At 51.9% G+C, this 18,606-nt stretch carries 15 protein-coding genes and 1 riboswitch; of the genes, 8 read left to right on the top strand and 7 right to left on the bottom strand.

Features of this window, described 5'->3' with window-relative positions; genetic code table 11:
* Positions 1 to 221 precede the first annotated feature (221 nt).
* The gene (locus B2Z72_RS15485; protein ID WP_296982335.1) at positions 222 to 1,187 is read left to right on the top strand and encodes a helix-turn-helix domain-containing protein; all 966 of its coding nucleotides are present in this window, start codon (positions 222 to 224) and stop codon (positions 1,185 to 1,187) included.
* Here B2Z72_RS15485 and B2Z72_RS15480 read toward each other — a convergent pair.
* The 3 genes from B2Z72_RS15480 to B2Z72_RS15470 all read right to left on the bottom strand — a co-directional run bounded on the left by B2Z72_RS15480 (position 1,121) and on the right by B2Z72_RS15470 (position 5,090).
* Positions 1,121 to 1,936, bottom strand: coding sequence for a cytochrome c oxidase assembly protein (locus B2Z72_RS15480; protein WP_296982333.1), 816 nt, complete (start codon positions 1,934 to 1,936; stop codon positions 1,121 to 1,123). The genes B2Z72_RS15485 and B2Z72_RS15480 overlap by 67 nt on opposite strands.
* A 48-nt stretch (positions 1,937 to 1,984) precedes the next feature.
* The gene (locus B2Z72_RS15475) at positions 1,985 to 3,997 is read right to left on the bottom strand and encodes a primary-amine oxidase (protein ID WP_296982331.1); all 2,013 of its coding nucleotides are present in this window, start codon (positions 3,995 to 3,997) and stop codon (positions 1,985 to 1,987) included.
* Between the two features lie 331 nt (positions 3,998 to 4,328).
* The gene (locus B2Z72_RS15470) at positions 4,329 to 5,090 is read right to left on the bottom strand and encodes a hypothetical protein (protein ID WP_296982329.1); all 762 of its coding nucleotides are present in this window, start codon (positions 5,088 to 5,090) and stop codon (positions 4,329 to 4,331) included.
* Positions 5,091 to 5,462: 372 nt separating this feature from the next.
* Positions 5,463 to 5,612, top strand: a riboswitch (molybdenum cofactor riboswitch).
* On the opposite strand from B2Z72_RS15470, the gene moaA reads away from it, so the two are divergent.
* From moaA to moaE, 6 genes are all read left to right on the top strand, one after another.
* A complete protein-coding gene (gene moaA / locus B2Z72_RS15465) occupies positions 5,606 to 6,661 on the top strand; it encodes a GTP 3',8-cyclase MoaA (protein WP_296982327.1) in 1,056 nt (351 codons plus the stop codon). (Overlaps the previous riboswitch by 7 nt.)
* 91 nt (positions 6,662 to 6,752) lie before the next feature.
* On the top strand, positions 6,753 to 7,361 hold the full coding sequence (mobA, locus tag B2Z72_RS15460) for a molybdenum cofactor guanylyltransferase (RefSeq protein WP_296982325.1): 609 nt from the start codon (positions 6,753 to 6,755) through the stop codon (positions 7,359 to 7,361).
* Positions 7,362 to 7,432: 71 nt separating this feature from the next.
* On the top strand, positions 7,433 to 7,984 hold the full coding sequence (moaB, locus tag B2Z72_RS15455) for a molybdenum cofactor biosynthesis protein B (RefSeq protein ID WP_296982322.1): 552 nt from the start codon (positions 7,433 to 7,435) through the stop codon (positions 7,982 to 7,984).
* Between the two features lie 3 nt (positions 7,985 to 7,987).
* The gene (moaC, locus tag B2Z72_RS15450) at positions 7,988 to 8,497 is read left to right on the top strand and encodes a cyclic pyranopterin monophosphate synthase MoaC (RefSeq protein ID WP_296982320.1); all 510 of its coding nucleotides are present in this window, start codon (positions 7,988 to 7,990) and stop codon (positions 8,495 to 8,497) included.
* Entirely contained in the window at positions 8,494 to 8,739 is a 246-nt protein-coding gene (gene moaD / locus B2Z72_RS15445) for a molybdopterin converting factor subunit 1 (protein WP_296982318.1), read from the top strand. The genes moaC and moaD overlap by 4 nt, the downstream gene beginning before the upstream one ends.
* A gap of 14 nt (positions 8,740 to 8,753) precedes the next feature.
* Positions 8,754 to 9,209: a molybdopterin synthase catalytic subunit MoaE gene (gene moaE / locus B2Z72_RS15440; protein ID WP_296982316.1), complete on the top strand. Its 456-nt coding sequence runs from the start codon at positions 8,754 to 8,756 to the stop codon at positions 9,207 to 9,209.
* A gap of 13 nt (positions 9,210 to 9,222) precedes the next feature.
* On the opposite strand, the gene amt is transcribed toward moaE, so the two are convergent.
* The 3 genes from amt to B2Z72_RS15425 form a co-directional block, all read right to left on the bottom strand.
* Positions 9,223 to 12,261 carry an ammonium transporter gene (gene amt, locus B2Z72_RS15435; RefSeq protein ID WP_296982315.1) on the bottom strand — a complete coding sequence of 1,013 codons (3,039 nt, stop codon included), beginning with the start codon at positions 12,259 to 12,261 and terminating at the stop codon, positions 9,223 to 9,225.
* 765 nt (positions 12,262 to 13,026) lie between these two features.
* On the bottom strand, positions 13,027 to 14,283 hold the full coding sequence (locus B2Z72_RS15430) for a sensor domain-containing phosphodiesterase (RefSeq protein WP_296982312.1): 1,257 nt from the start codon (positions 14,281 to 14,283) through the stop codon (positions 13,027 to 13,029).
* A gap of 332 nt (positions 14,284 to 14,615) precedes the next feature.
* Positions 14,616 to 15,944 (bottom strand): DEAD/DEAH box helicase, encoded by a 1,329-nt coding sequence (locus tag B2Z72_RS15425; RefSeq protein WP_296982311.1) that lies wholly within the window; start codon positions 15,942 to 15,944, stop codon positions 14,616 to 14,618.
* A 140-nt stretch (positions 15,945 to 16,084) separates the two neighbouring features.
* On the opposite strand from B2Z72_RS15425, the gene B2Z72_RS15420 reads away from it, so the two are divergent.
* Complete coding sequence (locus tag B2Z72_RS15420; RefSeq protein ID WP_296982310.1) at positions 16,085 to 16,915, top strand: M48 family metallopeptidase; 831 nt, start codon at positions 16,085 to 16,087, stop codon at positions 16,913 to 16,915.
* A gap of 57 nt (positions 16,916 to 16,972) precedes the next feature.
* Here the strand turns inward: B2Z72_RS15420 and B2Z72_RS15415 are convergent, their stop codons facing one another.
* Entirely contained in the window at positions 16,973 to 17,893 is a 921-nt protein-coding gene (locus B2Z72_RS15415) for a DNA/RNA non-specific endonuclease (RefSeq protein ID WP_296982309.1), read from the bottom strand.
* Positions 17,894 to 18,606: the final 713 nt, after the last annotated feature.

Genomic DNA, 18,606 nt, shown 5'->3' with positions numbered 1-18,606 from the left:
GTGTTACCTGCCACGATCTTTCACTCAGTCAGGCAGGATCATGACCTGAGTCCAGGGTTGTAAACATCCTGCGTACCACAAACGGGCATTTTCCACAGATTATTCCGACCGTTGCACTCAGATTCAGCATTTTGCGCCCCGACCGACGCTCACCTGGCACCTTTCCGCAGGCCCGTATTTTGCTGAATCCTTGTTTTGCTGAGGGTATAAAGGGGCTGAAAATGCTGATCCAGTCTGAAACCTTTCACGAGGTCAATCACCACGCCCGCTCACTGACCTGCTGGCCACAGGAATACGACCAGCTGACGGCCGGACGTTTTGAAGGCTATCTGCAGGATGTGCACTTTGATTCGGTGCGGCTGTTCCGCGAGCGTATGAACCAGGGCGTCGCCCAGCACACTCATACACCGGCCGGGCAGATCGCCCTGTTAGTGCCGATTCATCTGGATGGCAGCAAAACCTCGGATCAGGCGCGTAACGTGCTGGCTGACGGCATCACCCTGCTGCCCTGCGATGAAGATTTCTTTTTTGTCGGCCCACCGGATACCGATTACAGCGTCATTTCCCTGCAACAGGATCAGCTGCACGATCTGCTCAGCGACGAAGATTACGACACCCTGCTCAGCGCCCGCCGCAGCCATGGTATTCAGGTAAAACCGGAATGGCTGAGTCAGGTGCGCAGCACACTTATGTCGCTGCTGCAGGAGCTGAACAGCAATGACGAACAGCTGTCAGAACAACAAACCGCACAAAAAGAAAAAGCCCTGCGTGACCGTCTGGTGCTGATGGCTCTGGATATTTACAGCGGCTCACTGGACAGTCATCCGCTGCACCGCAGCGCACGGCCATTAGGCAATCAGCACCACTATCTGGTGCGCCGCTGTCATGAATATGCCCTCAGCGATGAAGGCGCGACCGCCAGCGTACTGGATATCTGTAAGCAACTGGGCATCGCCCGGCGCACGCTGAATTACAGCTTTGCCAAAGTGACCGGCACCTCACCGGCGCAGTACCTGCGCGCGGTAAAACTGAATGCCGCACGGCGTCAGCTGCTGACCAGTAATCTGCCGGTCACTGCCGTGGCGGCCAATTATGGCTTCTTTCACACTGGGTATTTTTCTCAGGAATACCGGCGTTTATTTGGCGAAACGCCCACAGCAACCCGCGCCGGACGGGTGAAAGGATAACTGAGCGGACGGGTAATCAGACGCTCACCCAGCCAGTAGATCACCGCCGCAACGATAAAGATAATGCCTGCCAGTTTCTGATCGAGGAAGGCTGGCATAGCCAGCGCCTGCGGCAGCGACTGCATCATATGCATATGCTGATTCGTATTGTGATAAGCGCTGAACAGATCAGCGGATGAGGTCATCACCAATCCCATCAGCAGCATGGGTGCCACCACACTGATTGATACCCAAAAATGCTGACAGCCTGCGCCATCAATACGGTAGGACGATGTTGACGGAACAACCACCAGCAGACACAGACTGATACCACTGAGCGCCATCATCCATTTCATCAGCGCATAAAAAACAGCACTGTCCATAAACAGGGTATGAAACGACGGCAGCATCCACAGCCAGGTAAGCAGGCCGAAAATAATCAGTAAAAACGGCAGACAGGACTGCAGCCGGGGGGCATTAAAAGAAGGCCTGACGGACGCTGGTTCAGATGGCATCAGCGATGCCATCCACACCAGTGGTGCCAGATGATGAATCATCACACTCTGCCAGCTGTGCAGCCACAGAGAATAACGCGCCATCTGATCCAGCCAGGGTGACATACCGGCGATAAACATCACCGCAGCCGTGATAAATAGTGGCTGACTGACAATCAGCCGCAGACGCTGACCGAGCAGCCACAACAGAACAACCAATGCGGTGGCCGCCAGTGTGTCTGCCAGATACCAGATAATCCCGGCTGAATGCGTCATATCACTCTCTCCTGACTGAACTACTGCTTACTGCAAGCCTGCCACCGATCAGCCACAGCAGCTGTCCGATGAGGCATCCCCATCGCCGGCCGGGCCGTCAGCATTAACACTCTCTCCATCGCGTCCGCCGGGAAGATCCATTGCCGGATTAGAATTGAAGAAGTTATTCGGTTTCAGGGTAAAACCAACGTATTCCACCGGCATCACCGGAAAATCCTCCGGTTTACAGATATGGGTATGGCCGTAGGTATGCCACACCACGATATCGGTATTTTCGATATTGCGGTTTTTCTCCGTGTAATACGGGAAGCCGTCGCCTTTGTTCTGGTTCGGGTATTCACCACTGCCATAACGCTGTTTGGGATCGTATGGTGTTACCCACAGATGCTTACTGGCGAAACCGGCACGCTTGCCAATATAACTGTCAGCATGTGCTAGCATCACCGGATTATGCTCGGCCACCAGCTTATAGCCGGTCGGGTTGCCGACTTCGTTTTTCACATTAGGATTAATAATTTTCCAGAAACGGCCGCTCTGGCCGTTGGCCTCACGCGCGGCTTCCTGCTCGGTTTTTAACACACGGGCATCGGTATTAAAGACATTCCCCCAGGGGTTAGCCTCACCGGCTGGCGCCGCGGAGAAATTGGTTTCCATCACTGAGTTATTTTCGCCATCAAGCATCATATGCAGACGGGCGTTAAAGAAGTGCTGATGAGTCGGGCCATAGATTTCCGGCGTGACTTTGCCACCATGCGTTGGCGTTGTACCCGGCACCATGCCTGCGGTCTGAATAATGCCGGTGAGTTTGGTTTCCAGCTGAATGGTGCCGTCCTGGTAGAGATACCAGTAGAAACCATAATCGTAATTACCAACGGTACAGAAAAACGAAATTACCAGACGGCGCGAGCGACGCACTTCAAACACGCCGGTACGGAATTCATAGTGTTTCCACAGGGTGCCGTAATCTTCTTCGTGCATACACACGGCGTTTTTCATCAGGAAAGGTTCGCCTTTATCGTCCACCGCCGGAATATCAAAATAGCGGATAGCGCCCAAACAGTCGCAGCCCAGCTCCAGCTGATTGGCAAGACGGCCCAGACCGTATTCACCGCCATCAAAGGCGCATTTCCAGTAGTGGTTAATGGCGGTGTCTGAATACGGTACCGCCATATCGGTGACACTGGCGCGGTAAATAATTGGCCGTGTTTTGCCGCCATCGGTATAACTTAACTGGTTCAGCACCAGACCTTCGCGTGGAGTAAAGCCGACGCGAAAATCCCAGTTCTGCCAGCTCACTTTCCAGCCGTCGACAGAAAAGCTGACGCCTTCCGGCTGCACAATGTGCAGAGGTTTTAACCCTTCCCGGGGTTTGCCCAGAGACGGGGTATCGTAGTTACGTTTGGTTTTCGGTACCGGTACATTGCGCCCGTCGTCGAGCAGGTCGATGACTTTCTTTTCATTGAGATCAATGATAGCCACCAGCCCTTCGATCGGATGGGCATAACCGTTATCGGTCATTTCATCGCGGTAAAAGGCGACACCGCGCATCAGACGCTTGCCTTTGTATTTCGGGTCTTCACCGTAATAACCAAAGGACCATGGGTCGATCTGAATCTTTTCGATATCGTCGTCGGTCAGGCCACGTTTTTTAACCGCTTCGCGCCAGGCCGGATCGTTCTGTACGATTTCCACACAGGTGAAAAATTCTTCCACCATAATCGGTGGCTGCCCGGCTTCTGCCGGATCAAGGTTACGCCATTCGGTAATTTTGCCACTGTTGAGATCAATAATACCTTCCGACATCTGACCGGTGGCTTTATCCAGCACACTGGCAAAAGCGCGGCGGGAAAACTCGGAGCCTTCGGTGAAATTCACCACTTCTTCTTTCGGCGGCTCTTCCAGCTGCAGATAAGGGAAGCGGCAGGTATCACCCAAGCCTTTCTCTCTGCGCAGAATATCGGCAGCCAACTGCAGTTCTTCCACCGATAACGGATCAAGGGGATGGATCGCTTTGATGCCAGCAGCGGTTTCCGGTTTATTGGTGGTATGACAACAGTTCATAAGTATTTCCGGTAGCAGTCAGGTTATTGCTTCCGATACTAAAAACTGTGGCGGCGGGGATTATCACAAAGTGGCAAGATTTCTGGCAGATGCAGCGCTGAACCCTGTGATAACGCCTATGGCAACTCTGTCCATTAACAAAGGGGCTCACCAACAGCAGGGGCCACCATCAACAGAGACACTATCTGACCGAAATCGGAATTATCTGCAATTCAGGGGCCGGGATTTGAACAACGAGGGAGCAAAAGAAGAACTGTGCGGGTGCTGCAAAAAGCGTTGCAGATTTGCCGGCCACTGCCAGAACGGCAGCGGCCTGCGGGATTGAGAGGTATCAGAAACGCATACCCAGCGCGCCGATGTACTCATCATAGTAAATTTTCTGACTGGCTTTATCGCCTTTGTTGCTGGTCAGTACATCGTCCATATCGGCGTAGCCGTACTTACCGATAAAGCGGAAGAAGAAGTCCTTCCACAGTGATGCTTCAAAGCCCACTTTCACCAGAGTGCTGTGACCGGCAACGTGCCATTCGTCGTTACGCTCACCACCCAGCAGGGTCACGTTACTTTTCGGATACATGATGCCCACACCAAAACCGGCGAACAGTGCCAGGTCAACACGGTCTTTCCAGTTAAATACCGGCAGGTAACCTTCGGTTTCCAGAGAGATCTGGTTAAAACCATCGGTATGTTCAAAGGTCAGAAAATCTTTGGTCAGCTTCTCAGAACCATCAAGGCCGTAGTCACGCTGAATGCCGTTACGGTCGATATCACCGGATGCATCAACAGTCTGATCCTGAACCATAACGTACTTCATGTGGTCCCAGCCCAGAGACACAGACCAGTTGTCCATCACGAAATAACCAAAACGCCAGTTGTACTGTGGAATGGTGATACGACCCGGGTTCAGGTAAGAGTGAAAGATTTCATGCAGGTTGAAATCGGTCTGACGGTCTTCCGCACGCACGTCATACAGGGTGAAGTCGTGGCCTTCGCCTCTGAAGTGAATGTCACTGTCGGAGTAAGTAGCGTTGTTCCAGCCCCAGTAACCATAAAAGTCGCCCTGACGGCGCATGGTTGAGGCGTGAACAGGCATGAATACCATGCTTAAAAACAGGGATACGAGCGCAGGTTGCCACAGTTTAGCGGCTGCGGATGCTTTTTCAGTCAACTGCATAATTCTGACCAGTCGTTGAGATGGAATGGAAGGGGGTTGTTTGTCGCGCGCACTATACCAATGGCCTTAACCATTATTTATGCGCGGATATGCAACAGCCTTGTGCACAAGGGCACACAGCCTGTGTGGAAAGGAAATGCTGGCAGAGATACGCGGCCTTCAATGAACTTATGGCTCAGCTCAGATGAGCGGAACATTTGTTCCACTAAAGGAACAGCCTTTACCGCTGTTGCCGGGCGCCTGACACTCCGACAGATGTCTTTAGCTTTGCGGCAAAAGAATCTAAACTGGGGACTTAATTAACGCCGAGCCTGTGCGCCTAAACTGCCGGATTTCTGATCCGCAGCATGGCCAGCAGGCCGTGGCAGTCAGCTGCCACCAGGGTTCTGCCGGAAACGAACGGGCCTCCCACATTCGGAAAGGTGTAAAACATAATGAATATGCACATCCCGCTGCGGGTGTTGCAGGAAGGTGAAGATGCCGCTGTCAGCAGCTTCTCTCCGACACAGAACAGCGCTGTGCTGGCCGATAATCATGGCCGGCGTTTCAGTTACCTGCGCCTGTCGATCACCGACGTCTGCAATTTCCGCTGCAATTATTGCCTGCCTGACGGCTATCAGGGCACAGACCGCAGCGGCTTCCTGACACTGGAAGAGATCCGCCGCATCGCTGCTGCTTTTGCCGCCATGGGTACCCGCAAAATCCGCATTACCGGCGGAGAACCCAGCCTGCGCAAAGATCTGCCGGATGTTATCCGCGTACTGAAGCAGACACATGGGATCGACACTGTGGCACTGACAACCAACGGTTATCGCCTGACTCAGCAGATCCGTGACTGGGCAGAGGCTGGCCTCGATCAGCTGAACGTCAGCATCGACAGTCTCGATCCACAGCAATTCAAAGCCATTACCGGCCACGACAAACTGCAGGAAATTCTCAGCGGTATTGAAATGGCCCGGGAACTGGGCATCGGCAATATCAAAGTAAATGCGGTATTGCTGAAAGCGTGGAATATGAATGGCTTTCAGCACTTTCTCGACTGGCTGAAAACCACGCCTGTGACCCTGCGTTTTATCGAGCTGATGGAAACCGGTGACAACGCATCCTTCTTTAAAAGCAATCACGTTTCCGGTGAATCGGTAAAACAACAGTTACTCGATTCTGGCTGGCAGGCCAAAGCCCGTGGCCCACACGATGGCCCGGCACAGGAATTCAGTCACCCGGATTTCAGTGGTGATATCGGCCTGATCATGCCGTACAGCAAAGACTTCTGCAGCAGCTGCAACCGCCTGCGTATTACCGCTAAAGGTAAACTGCATCTGTGCCTGTTTGGTGAGCAGGGTTATGAACTGCGCCCGTTACTGGCTGAAGAAGACAGCCAGATTCTGCAGCAGCATATCCGCGAATTATTAAGCCATAAAAAAGACAGTCACCATCTGCAGGAAGGCGAAACCGGCGCAACACGCCACTTTGCCATGCTCGGCGGTTGAGGGCTTAAGGTTGATGGTTAAGGGTTGAGCGTCGCAGTGCGGTAATCCGCCCGAAATAAGTACGCAGCGCAAACGCATCAGGTAAACACTTATGGAAACTCTGGGTCTCGTATTAGCCGGTGGCAACTCCAGCCGAATGGGTCAGGACAAAGCCCTGTTGCCCGTTGGCGATCATACACTGGCAGAACATATTTACTGCCTGATGAAAGAGCGCCTCGATCATGTCTGGGTCAGCCGCCAGAAAGATCAGCCCCTGCCATTTGCAGCAGACCGTGTGGTGTTCGATAAAAGCCGTGACAAAGGCCCGTTATCCGGTATTTCTGCCGCTCTGAAAGCCGCGTTAAAAAGCGACCAATACGAGGGCCTGTTAATTATTCCGGTGGATATGCCACGCCTGACCGATGAAACCCTGGTGGCTCTTTTGCAGGAAGGTCGCAGACTGCAACGCCCGGTATGTTACGGCAAACACTATATTCCCCTGTATTTACCGGTCAGCTCGGCCATTTCCGATTTTATCAGTGATCAGCTGAACGACCCGGGCAGTCGCCGGTCAGTCGCATCGGTCTTTTATCAGTTCGACGGCCTGCAACTGGCAGAACCGCATAATGATTCACTGACCAACACCAATACCATGGCGGAATGGCAGGCGGTGCAGGAAACACCCCAGACGACTGGAAAAGCAAACGATACTGCTGAATAAGCCGGTAAAATATCCGCATAAAACAACGCATTTAATATAACGATTAACCACGAATTAAAACGGGGCGCCCGATGGCCAAGACCTTTACTGACGAATTTTTCCCGCTCAATATTGCTGTGCTGACAGTCTCTGACAGCCGCACCGAAGACACAGATACCAGTGGTCATCTGTTGGTGGAAAAACTGACCGAAGCCGGTCATAAGCTGGCGGATAAAAAAATCATCGTCGATGATAAATACAAAATCCGCGCCCAGGTTTCTCAGTGGATCGCTGATGAAACAACTCAGGTGGTATTGGTCACCGGCGGTACCGGCTTTACCGAGCGCGATTCAACACCGGAAGCTCTGCTGCCATTATTCGATCAGACCGTGGATGGTTACGGCGAGCTCTTCCGCCAGATTTCTTTCCAGCAGATCGGTACGTCTACCATTCAGAGCCGCGCCGTGGCCGGCCTTGCCAACAGCACCATTATTTTCTGCATGCCAGGCTCCACCAATGCCTGCCGCACCGCCTGGGACGATATCATCGCCAGCCAGATCGACAGCCGTCACCGCCCATGTAACTTCGCCTTACGCCTGAAAGGCAATCAGGGTGATCATTGCGGCACAGGATCGCGCGGATAAGTTATGAGTGAGTTTTCCCATATTAATCAGCGCGGTGAAGCCAGCATGGTGGACGTCAGCAACAAAGACGTCACCGTACGCGAAGCCCGTGCTGAAACTTATGTGCGCATGAGTGCAGAAACCCTGGATAAAATCATGAAGGGTGAACATCACAAAGGGGATGTGTTTTCGGTTGCCCGCATCGCCGGTATTCAGGCCGCGAAACAAACCAGCAATTTAATTCCTCTGTGCCATCCGCTGATGCTGAGCAAAGTAGCGGTGGATTTTGAAGCACAGCCGGAACACAGCCGTGTGCGTATTGAAAGCCTGTGCAAACTGAGCGGTAAAACCGGCGTTGAGATGGAAGCATTAACCGCTGCCTCGGTTGCTGCACTGACGCTGTTTGATATGTGTAAAGCGGTCGATCCGGCAATGATCATCGACGGTATGCGCGTACTGGAAAAACAGGGCGGCAAAACCGGTCATTGGCTGGCGGAAAATTCAGACACACAACAGAAGCAGGAACAGCAATGAAGGTTTTATTTTTTGCCGCCCTGCGTGAACGTCTGAACTGTGACGAGTACGAGCTGACGATTTCGTTGCCAACTGATACCGATAGTGTGCGTTCAGCTCTGCAGCAGGCGTTTCCGCAACAGGCTGATCTGTTTGCCGAAGGCAAAGCGCTGGCAGCGGTAAATCACACGCTTCTTCACGATAATTCGCCGGTGAATGAAGGCGATGAAGTCGCCTTTTTCCCACCGGTCACCGGTGGCTGAAAGGAGAAGCTGATATGCGTTTTATTTCTGTTCAGGAAGCGGATTTCGATATCGCCGCCGAATACGAAGCACTGCGTGAAGATAACCGCCGTGATGGTGCCGTAGTATTTTTTACCGGTCTGGTACGGGAGATGAACCAGGGCTCTGCAGTCTCCGGCCTCACACTCGAACACTATCCGGGGATGACAGAAAAAGCGCTGCAGCAGATTGTCGATCAGGCATTTGAACGCTGGCCACTGAATCGTGTACGACTGATTCACCGCGTCGGCACACTGGATATTTCCGATCAGATTGTGTTTGTTGGTGTATCGTCTTCCCACCGTGAAGCCGCCTTCGAGGCCTGCCATTTTATTATGGACTTCCTCAAAACCCGTGCGCCTTTCTGGAAGAAAGAAGTCACAGGCAATGGCGAACGCTGGGTAGAAGCACTGCAGAAAGATACCCGGGCGCTGGACAAATGGGAAACCTGAATGACGCTCAGCGTTATTGCTCTCTGACCATTTTTTCCGCATCGTCAGCCGCTACCGCCGGGCTGAATAACCAGCCCTGGTAGGTATCACAGCCATGCTCACGCAGGAAATTCAGTTGCGCATTATCTTCAACACCTTCGGCAACCGTATCCAGACCAATGGTTTTGGCTACCGCAATGATGGCGGTGCAGATAGCACCATCTTCCTGGTTGGATGCGCACTCACTGACAAATGCCCGGTCAATTTTCAGTACATCAATCGGGAAGCGTTTGAGGTAGCTCAGAGATGAGTAGCCCGTTCCGAAATCATCAATAGCCAGTTGTACACCCAGCTTCTTCAGCTCCGTAAGCGCGCCGATACTGGCTTCAGAGTTATCGACCAACACACTCTCGGTAATTTCAATTTCCAGCAAATCGGCAGAAATTCCATACTTTTCAACGGTTGTTTTAATAAAGGGAATCAGTCGCGGAGAGTGCAGATGCCGGCCTGATATGTTGACCGCAACCGGTAACAATGGCGTACCGTTATGACGCCATTGTGCCAGTTGCCGGAAGGTTTCTTCGATTACCCACTCGCCGACTTCGACAATAAAATTAGAGCCGTCGATAATGGGGATAAACTCATCCGGCATCACCCGGCCAGTTTCCGGGTGGTTCCAGCGCAGCAGTGCTTCAAAGCTCAGGATACGCCCGCTGTCACAACTGAGTTTAGGCTGATATTCGAGGAAGAACTGATTTTCACTGATTGCTGCCGGTATAGCGTATTCCAGCTGAAACTGTTTCTGTGCCTCGGCGGCCATCTCACCACTGAAAACCTGAAAGTTATTCCGCCCTTCCTGTTTTGCTTTATACATGGCGAGGTCTGCATGCTGCAGTAGTCTGTCAGCATTCGTTTCTCCGTTCACGGATAAGGCAATACCGATACTGCACAGGATAGAAATCGGCTTCCCGGATAACATTACAGGCTCACGGGCTCTGTCCAGCAGTAATCTGGCCCGACGCTGGGCCTGTTCGAGATTAACGTCACCGGAGAGCATCAGCACAAATTCATCGCCACCCCAGCGGCCAACCAGATCCTGATCACGCACAACGGAGCTGAGGCGCTTAGCCACTTCGCACAGCAGGTCATCTCCGGCTTTATGCCCAAGAGTGTCGTTGATTTGCTTAAAGCGGTCGAGGTCGATAAACATCAGTACCACATTACCCGGATTTTTCTGGTAATAAGTGATATGCCGTTTCAGCTGATCAATAAAATGATTGCGGTTACTGAGCCCGGTCAACACGTCGTTATAAGCAAGAAAACGCAACCGATCGCGCAGTTTGATCTGCTGGGTAATATCGCGGATATAAAGCGTATATTCTTTATCTGGATTGGTGTGATCTGTGGTCTGAGTAATGACAACTTCAGCGGTAAACTGCTCGCCGTTGGCACGATTCAGTGGGGTGACATTGGTTCGTTTAAGTACCAGTCCATCACCTGCGGTAAAGCCCATCTCCAGACTGTGGAACGCTTTTGCATGTAATTGTTCGGGTAAATAGGAGGTAAAGAAATTAGCCCCCTGCATACGCTGTTTATTGCTGCCAAAACATTGTTCAGAAGCCGGGTTAAATTCCAGAATGGCACCGCTGGCATCGATTACAATAATGCAGTCCATGGCGGCATTAAGAATTGCACCGTTACGGTATTCGCTTTCCCGGAAGGCATCAAAGGCCTGATCACGCAGTGTAATTTCGGTATCTACCCGCTCGATAACACGGTTGTATTGCTGCGCAATCTGACCAACTTCAGTGAAAGGCTCAACCGGGACACGGGCGGAAAAATCGGCTCTTTGTTGCTGAATCTGCATGGCTGACAGCAGGTCGTATACTTCGGTACTGACCTTATGTTCGGCAACATTAAGGCCCATAATTTCGGCCTCCGGCGATACCCTCAGCGGATATATGCGGTTAATAACGTGCAGAATAATGAAGGCAGCGGTAAAACTGTACAGGCCGGTGGCAACCACACCAATAAACTGTGACTGTAACTGCTGACCGAAACTCAGCCCGGTTCCCAGTATTTCCGCCTGGCCAAACAGCGCAACCGCAAGAGTCCCCCAGATACCGGCAACCAGATGAGCCGGTATCACACCAATGGCATCATCGACCCGGAGTTTCTCCAGAACAACTTTGCCCCAATAGACAAGCACCCCAGCCACCACACCAATCAAGGCTGCTGACGGCGGAGTAACGGCATGGCAGCTGGCGGTAATGGCAACCAGACCGCCGATTACACCGTTGATAACGTATTGCACATCCATAAAACGCTGCACGGCGTAACTGATTGCCGCCGTGACTATGCCACCAAAGGCAGCAGCCAGACAGGTATTCAGCAAAATGCCCGGCACCTGTTCATTCCAGCTGAGCGTACTGCCACCATTAAAACCGAACCAGCCAAACCAGAGCAGCAAACAGCCAAGTACCGCCATGGGCAGATTACTGCCGGGGATACGCTGGGCGCCGTGCTCAAAGCGGCCTGTGCGTGGGCCAATAACGATGATCGCCGCCAGAGCGACCCATCCGCCGACTGAGTGAACAACCGTCGAACCGGCAAAATCGATAAAGCCAATTTTTTCCAGCCAGCCACTGGCTTCGCCGGCAACGATGCCGGCCCAGGACCAGTGCCCGGTAACCGGATAAACAAACAGGGTAATCAGTGCAGCTACGATCAGATAACCGGCGAATGCCATACGCTCCGCAACAGCGCCGGAGACCAGGGTGGCAGCGGTACCGCAGAACATCATCTGGAACAGAAATACGGCGATTTCGTCAGTGCTGGCATTGCTGCCAAACATAAAAAGAGTGGTGCCAATGACGCCATTATGGCTGCTGCCAAACATCAGACCGAAGCCTGTTAACCAGAAAAGCGCACAGGTAATGACAAAGTCCGTCAGGTTTTTTGCAGCAACGTTGATGCTGTTTTTGCTTCTGACCAGGCCGGATTCCAGGCAAAGAAACCCTGCCTGCATAACAAAAACCAGACATGTTGCGAGCAGAATCCAGAAAACGTCCAATCCCAAAACCCCCGAAAATACCGCTGTTTCGACTAAAACCGGAATCGTCCTGCCTGCATCCAACCCCGTATTTCTGCAGGCTGCAGGTATTTTATGACTGTACACAGGCCGGGAAATATTAAGCAGGCCTGCGTTGATGCTACCGTTGAGAAAAAAGCAAAACCGTAAGACATGTCGCGCATCGCAGACGGCATTCTTCAGACAGAGCTCATAATATAGCCCAGAACCAGACATCCTGCTGATAACAATAATGACAATCAGTGAAGAATTAATGCGCACGCCTGTTCTGTTTTACCGGTTAAATTCCTTTTATTTCATGAATACCTGTTGGCCAACATGCTCAGCTCGCCGCTGAGAAAACTCCTGCATCGGCGCAATAAACGATAACAAACCAGCTTGGGAATATTTCAGTCGGGGGATTTTTACGTTTACTGACGCTGGCAATATTCCTGATCTGCGCTGTGTTATTTTTCTTCCGCCTGTGTGACCGGGGAATGTATTTTTAAAACGGAAACATAAATCTGACCAAAAGGTTAGTTTTTCCCGGCAATTTCCGTCCTGTTGCCGGTTTTGATTTTATGGATGCTGTTTAAGGATGGCTTCTGTTTTGAATGATTTTCTGCACGGAGATTACTGATTGCCTGTGCGACACACGATGCGACAGTACCTGAGCACAATCAGTTAAGGATACCTGTGAGTTTAAAAAGGGGATTTTTCTGTCAGGGGCTTTCAGGCGGGGAATTTGTCTGGCCTGAATGCTTATCATCAGTGACGAACGGCTGGCTGGCGCGGTCTGGCCAGCAGGTATCCTTGTCCGTAACGAACGCCAAGGCGATACAGAGTCTCAAGTTCCTCCGGCGTTTCAATGCCTTCTGCAATGATCACTGCGTTCATGTCAGTGCCATATTGCACCATACTGCGAATCAGCGCCTGCTGGCTTTTACTCTTATCTACGTCGGCAACCAACGAATGATCGATCTTAATCCATTCCGGACGCAGCATCATAATATGGCGTAGTGACGAATAGCCGGCACCAGCATCATCCACAGCAAACTTCGCCCCTGCGTCACGTAAACTTGCGACCACCTCCAGTAACGCCTGATAAGACAGTACAGATTCACGTTCGGTCAGCTCGATAACCACACGCGAAAGATCGTAGCCGCTCAGTGCTTTGACACATTCCGGCTGAATTAATACCGTTGCGCTGATATTAATGGATAACAGCAGATCAGACGGCAGCATCGTCAGTAATTTCAGTGCACGGGTAAAGCAACCAAGCTCCAGTGGTAACGCAAGCCCAGTTGCCGCGGCTTTAATAAAGACATCTTCCACCATCAGACTGCATTCGGGAAAACGTGACAAAGCTTCAGTAGCAAACGTGCGGAATTTGATAACGCCATCGATCTGATGCAGGGCATTGATTGGCTGTTCAAAGGTTGTGATCTGGCCACTGCGCAGTATCGCCATTATCTGCCCGGTCGATGCCTGGCGCTCACGCTGATCAATCACTTCGGCACTGATAAAACGGGCAATCAAACCGGCCAGCAGATGCATGAATTCCAGTTCACGATCCGCCAGCCCGGGCACAACACTGCGGCTGAAGCAACAGAATGTGCCGTACAGGCTGCCATCGGTCAGATACAGGGGAACACTCAGGTGAGAGCCGATGGGTAATTCCTGCGTGGCAGGGATTTCCAGTGCCAAAGGCAACTGACGGGCATTTACGATCAGCTCCGGCAGCTCTTTTCTGACAATCCGGATGCAGTAACTTTCTTCCAGAGGATTGCTGTCGCCGGCCTGAACCGGGCGGAATTCGTAGTCACTGCTGACATGGCGGAAAATTCTCTGGCCCTGATCAAACTCTGAAATAAAGGCCACTTCCATACCAAATGACTTACGGACGAAGGTCAGCAGCTTATCCAGCAGGGCATCTTTATCTTCCCTGTCTGCCCTCTGGCTGATCAGTCTGTCGAGAAAACCATCAAGCATAGTGACCTGTGGTTTTTCTGCACTGCGTTTCATTCAACACTCCTGTATTGAATCATCCAACACTCAGGTGTTGGAGGTTTAGCGGCTTACACGGGCACTTTCTGGCCCCTGATATGAGGATGGCCTAACGGACTGCAAATGCAAACCAGGTGCGGAGTTATTCCAGTCTCATTTATGACAGGAAGGACGACTTATGCAGATAAGGATATCGTTGGAAAGCGCCCGTTTTCAGGGCAATTCAGGACAGATTTTCAGCGAGGAATAACAGCAGCTATCGATGGCGAGCCGCTTAATCGGCTGTGTTTTCCGGATTAATACACCCGGCAGACAGCCAATGTCAGCGACTCAGTTTGTAGCCAGAATGACTATTTTTTCTTTTTAATCGGTGCAAACCCTTCGCTGTCCATCAGATTGCCGCGATTTTCTGCCTTTGTTTTTGGCCGGGATGGACGCGGACCGGTTTTCTTCTTGGCGGATTTTGCCTTAACAGCCGTTTTCGATTTTGGCTTTTTCTTAACACCCGCCGCTTTACCTGAGGCTTTAACTTTCTTCGGTCCTTTGTAGCTGCCTTCCAGGCCATCGATCTTACGCGCCTGCATCTGTTGATCCAGATAACGTTCGATAGAGGCTTTCAGGTTCCACTCATTCGGCGCAATCAGACTGATTGCCACGCCTTCTTTACCAGCACGGCCGGTACGGCCAATACGGTGAACGTATTCATCGCCTTTGCGCGCCAGATCGTAGTTGATAACCAGATCCATGCCTTCCACATCCAGACCACGGGCGGCTACATCGGTTGCCACCAGAATATTACGCTTACCTTCGCGCAGGCTCTGCATCACGTAGTTACGTTCATCCTGGGTCATTTCACCGTGCAGCATAGCAATGCCATTGCGGTGCTTACGCAGGAAATCGTTAAGACGATCGACCTCTGTCCGCTTGTTCACAAAGATTACGGCTTTGTCGTAGGTTTCGTTGGCCAACAGCCATACCAGCAGACGGTCTTTATGAGCGTTATCATCGGCCAGAATACGCTGCTGACGAATATATTCATGTTTATCAGTCACCGTACTGGTAGTGATTTGCTCAGGATTTCGCAGCATGGAGCCAGCGATACGACCTACCCCTTCATGGCGCAGAGTGGCAGACAGCATAAAGGTCTGACGCTCAGTGGAAGCGTTGCTGATGATCATGTCCATGTCTTCAGCGAAACCCATGTCCAGCATACGGTCAGCTTCATCCAGCACGAGGAATTCCAGATCACCAAGCTCCGCAGTGCCGCGCTTCAGGTGGTCCACCAGACGCCCGGTGGTCGATACGATGATCTCCGGGTTCTTGCGCAGCATCGATGCCTGATATTTGAAATCGTCACCACCGGTCAGCAGGCCGGCGTTCAGGCTGGTCAGATCGCAGAAGTCTTTGGCGGTTTTGAATACCTGACGCGCCAGTTCACGCGTCGGCACCAGAATCAGCGCCCGGGTTGCAGACTCAGGAGCGTCCTTAGCCAGCAGCTTCTCCAGAATGGGCAGCAGATAAGCCAGCGTCTTGCCACTGCCTGTCTCGGCGCAGACCTGAAGGTCACGCCCTTCCATAGCCAGCGGCAGCATCAGCGACTGAACTTCGGTCGGTTCGGATATTTCCAGCTTCTCAAGGCCGGCCACCAGGCGCAGATTAAATTCTATATTGGCAAACACTGACACATTCCGGTTATTTAAAAGAACTTATTATAACAGACCGCCATCATAGCGCTGTGCTTGAGAATCATAACAGATGGCACTTACTATAGGCCGCTTTGGTTTAACCCGATAAGTCCCGTTTTGCAAAGGACCTGAACATGAAACGACTGATACCTGTCACCTTGCTGGCCGCCGCCATCGCCGGCTGTGCAACCAGCCCTACCGGACGCTCACAGCTGATGATTGTGTCGCCGGATTCCGCCATTGTGGAGTCTCAGAAAGCCTATGCCAGCACCGTCACCGAGCTGGATAGCAACAAACAGCTGATTACCGACCCGGCCTGGGTGAAGCGTATATCGACGATTACCGGTCGCCTGGTGACCGAAGCGATCAAGCTGCATCCGGAAACGGCTAAATGGCAATGGAGCGTGGCCATTATTGATGATCCGAAAACCCTGAACGCCTGGTGTATGGCGGGCGGACGTATGGCCATCTACAGCGGTATCGTCACCCAGCTGAACCTCAATGATGATGAAATTGCTCAGATCATGGGCCATGAGATTTCTCACGCGCTGGCCAATCACACCGCCGAACGCATGTCCCGTGCGGTACTGACCAACGGCGCACTGTCTGCGGCAGCAGTATTTACCGATAACAACGGTATGGCGCTGACCGGAACAGCCATGGCGGCCAAAGTTGCGCTGGAACTGCCCAACAGCCGTACAGCAGAGTCAGAAGCGGATGAAATCGGTATTGAGCTGGCCATCCGTGCCGGATACCGTGCGGATGCAGCGGTGAGCCTGTGGCAGAAAATGGAAAAAGCCGGCGGCGGCGGTACTCCGGAATTTCTCAGCACTCACCCATCACCGAAAAACCGCGCCAAAACACTGGCCAAACTGGGCGAAAAGATGAAAAGCCTGAATCCGCAGCAGACCAAGGCCAGGGTTTATCCGGTGGATATCGTAACCTCAGCTAAAGAACTGCAGTAATGCTATGCACAGCAGGTCAGCTATGGCCTGCTTATTGATCCGACCGGCAGTAGCGTTCTACTGCCAGCTGTTCCATACCGCTTCTGTACTCTGACTTTCCAGATTCTGCCGGTCGCGTTCTGACAGATCCGGAAAAAAACTCAGCCCCGTCGCCCGCTCCAGCGCCTCAAAAGAAACAATACAATCACCGAGCTGAGCATTGAGACTGCAGCCATCTGCAAGATCACCACTATGATCAAACAGAAACGCGACCGCCTGCTGACGCTGCGGATTAATCACCACCTTAAAGAAGCCATGTGGCACGCCGATCTGCCACTGTTCTGGCGCTTCTTTACGATTACCAATCTTCATGATGTCAGCCCCCGGAATAAATACCGTGCCGGCGTACAGGTAAAATTCATTGCCATCGTCAATCAGCTCACGCACTGCTGTTTCCAGCTGATACCAGAGCCCCTGCTCACCATTAAAGCGTGAATGATACTGAGGCGTAATGTTGGACAGCGCATTGATTTCATAAACAGTACAGGCATCATCCGGATCTTCGACTTTTAATGAGTCTTCGAACTCAGCATCCATACCGTCCTGATCGCGATCACCACCGGAAATATAAAACGGTACCAGGTGACCACGGGCAAAATTGAAAGCACTGTCATACCAGCCGGTGTAGTCGCTGGTTTTAACATCCCCAAACTCCGGGTCAGTACGGAAAGTACTCCAGCGGGATTTGCGCTGTGGCGTATCGCGATAGGCAGCAACAGCATGCCAGGCGACCCAATGGGGCACATGCAGCTGCGCGTTGTAATTCAATACAAAACCATGACGGGGAGAGATAACAGCATCTTCCGGAGCACCACCATAAAGGTGTTCGGCGATACTGGCCTGCTGTTTGGTGGCATCCAGCTGACAGTCTTTCAGTCCGAACGCCTGACTGTGTGTGGACAGTAAAGAGACGATCAGAAACAACGTATAGCGGAACAAGCGGAATACCTCTGCCAACAGAAAGATCAGATGTGCGGATCCTTCCTGGACAGAAGCACAGGCAGAAGTTATTACATCAGGCCAATACTAACAAGCTGTATATCATTACCAAAGGTCCGCTTTTCGGTGGCTGAGGGTGAAAAGGTATTGCGTAGTGCACCCTGGTCCCGCTGAAATGCAGATCATCACTGTTACTCGTGATATGAATTTTCAGTATTTATTTATCCGGTGACTCCGTCAGCAAACCAGAATTGTCGGAGTTGGGGGTTGGGGGTTGAGGCATGAAGCCAGAGAGTGGACGGAGAAATGGATGTAGAACAGGAATGTTTGCCGGGGATTAGGAGAATAGATTCAAAGCAGAAATGATAAAAAGCATCCGGATACGCCAGCCCGGTTATACGTCGGATGACGCCTCCGGCTTATCCGACCTACGATCGGATTCTTACGTTCGGTTATTTTCAGATTGCAGAGCCGCAAAAGGATGAAGGAGATATTCGGCGTTGACCGTTGAACACCATCCACAGCAGCTAACCCGCGTAGGTCGGATAAGCCGGAGGCGTCATCCGACGTATAGAGGCATTGACCTATAAACGCGTTTTAAAAATATGTCTGATCAGATTCCAGGACAGAAAAAAGCCCCGATAGCGTGAGCTACCGGGGCTTTCGAATAAGAGCTTGACGATGACCTCAATTGAATTAGTTCAGACCTGATC

The organism is Thalassolituus sp. UBA6592, assembly GCF_002433655.1.
In the GTDB taxonomy this organism is placed as follows: domain Bacteria; phylum Pseudomonadota; class Gammaproteobacteria; order Pseudomonadales; family Oceanobacteraceae; genus Venatoribacter.
This window is presented reverse-complemented; position numbering and strand designations above follow the sequence as displayed.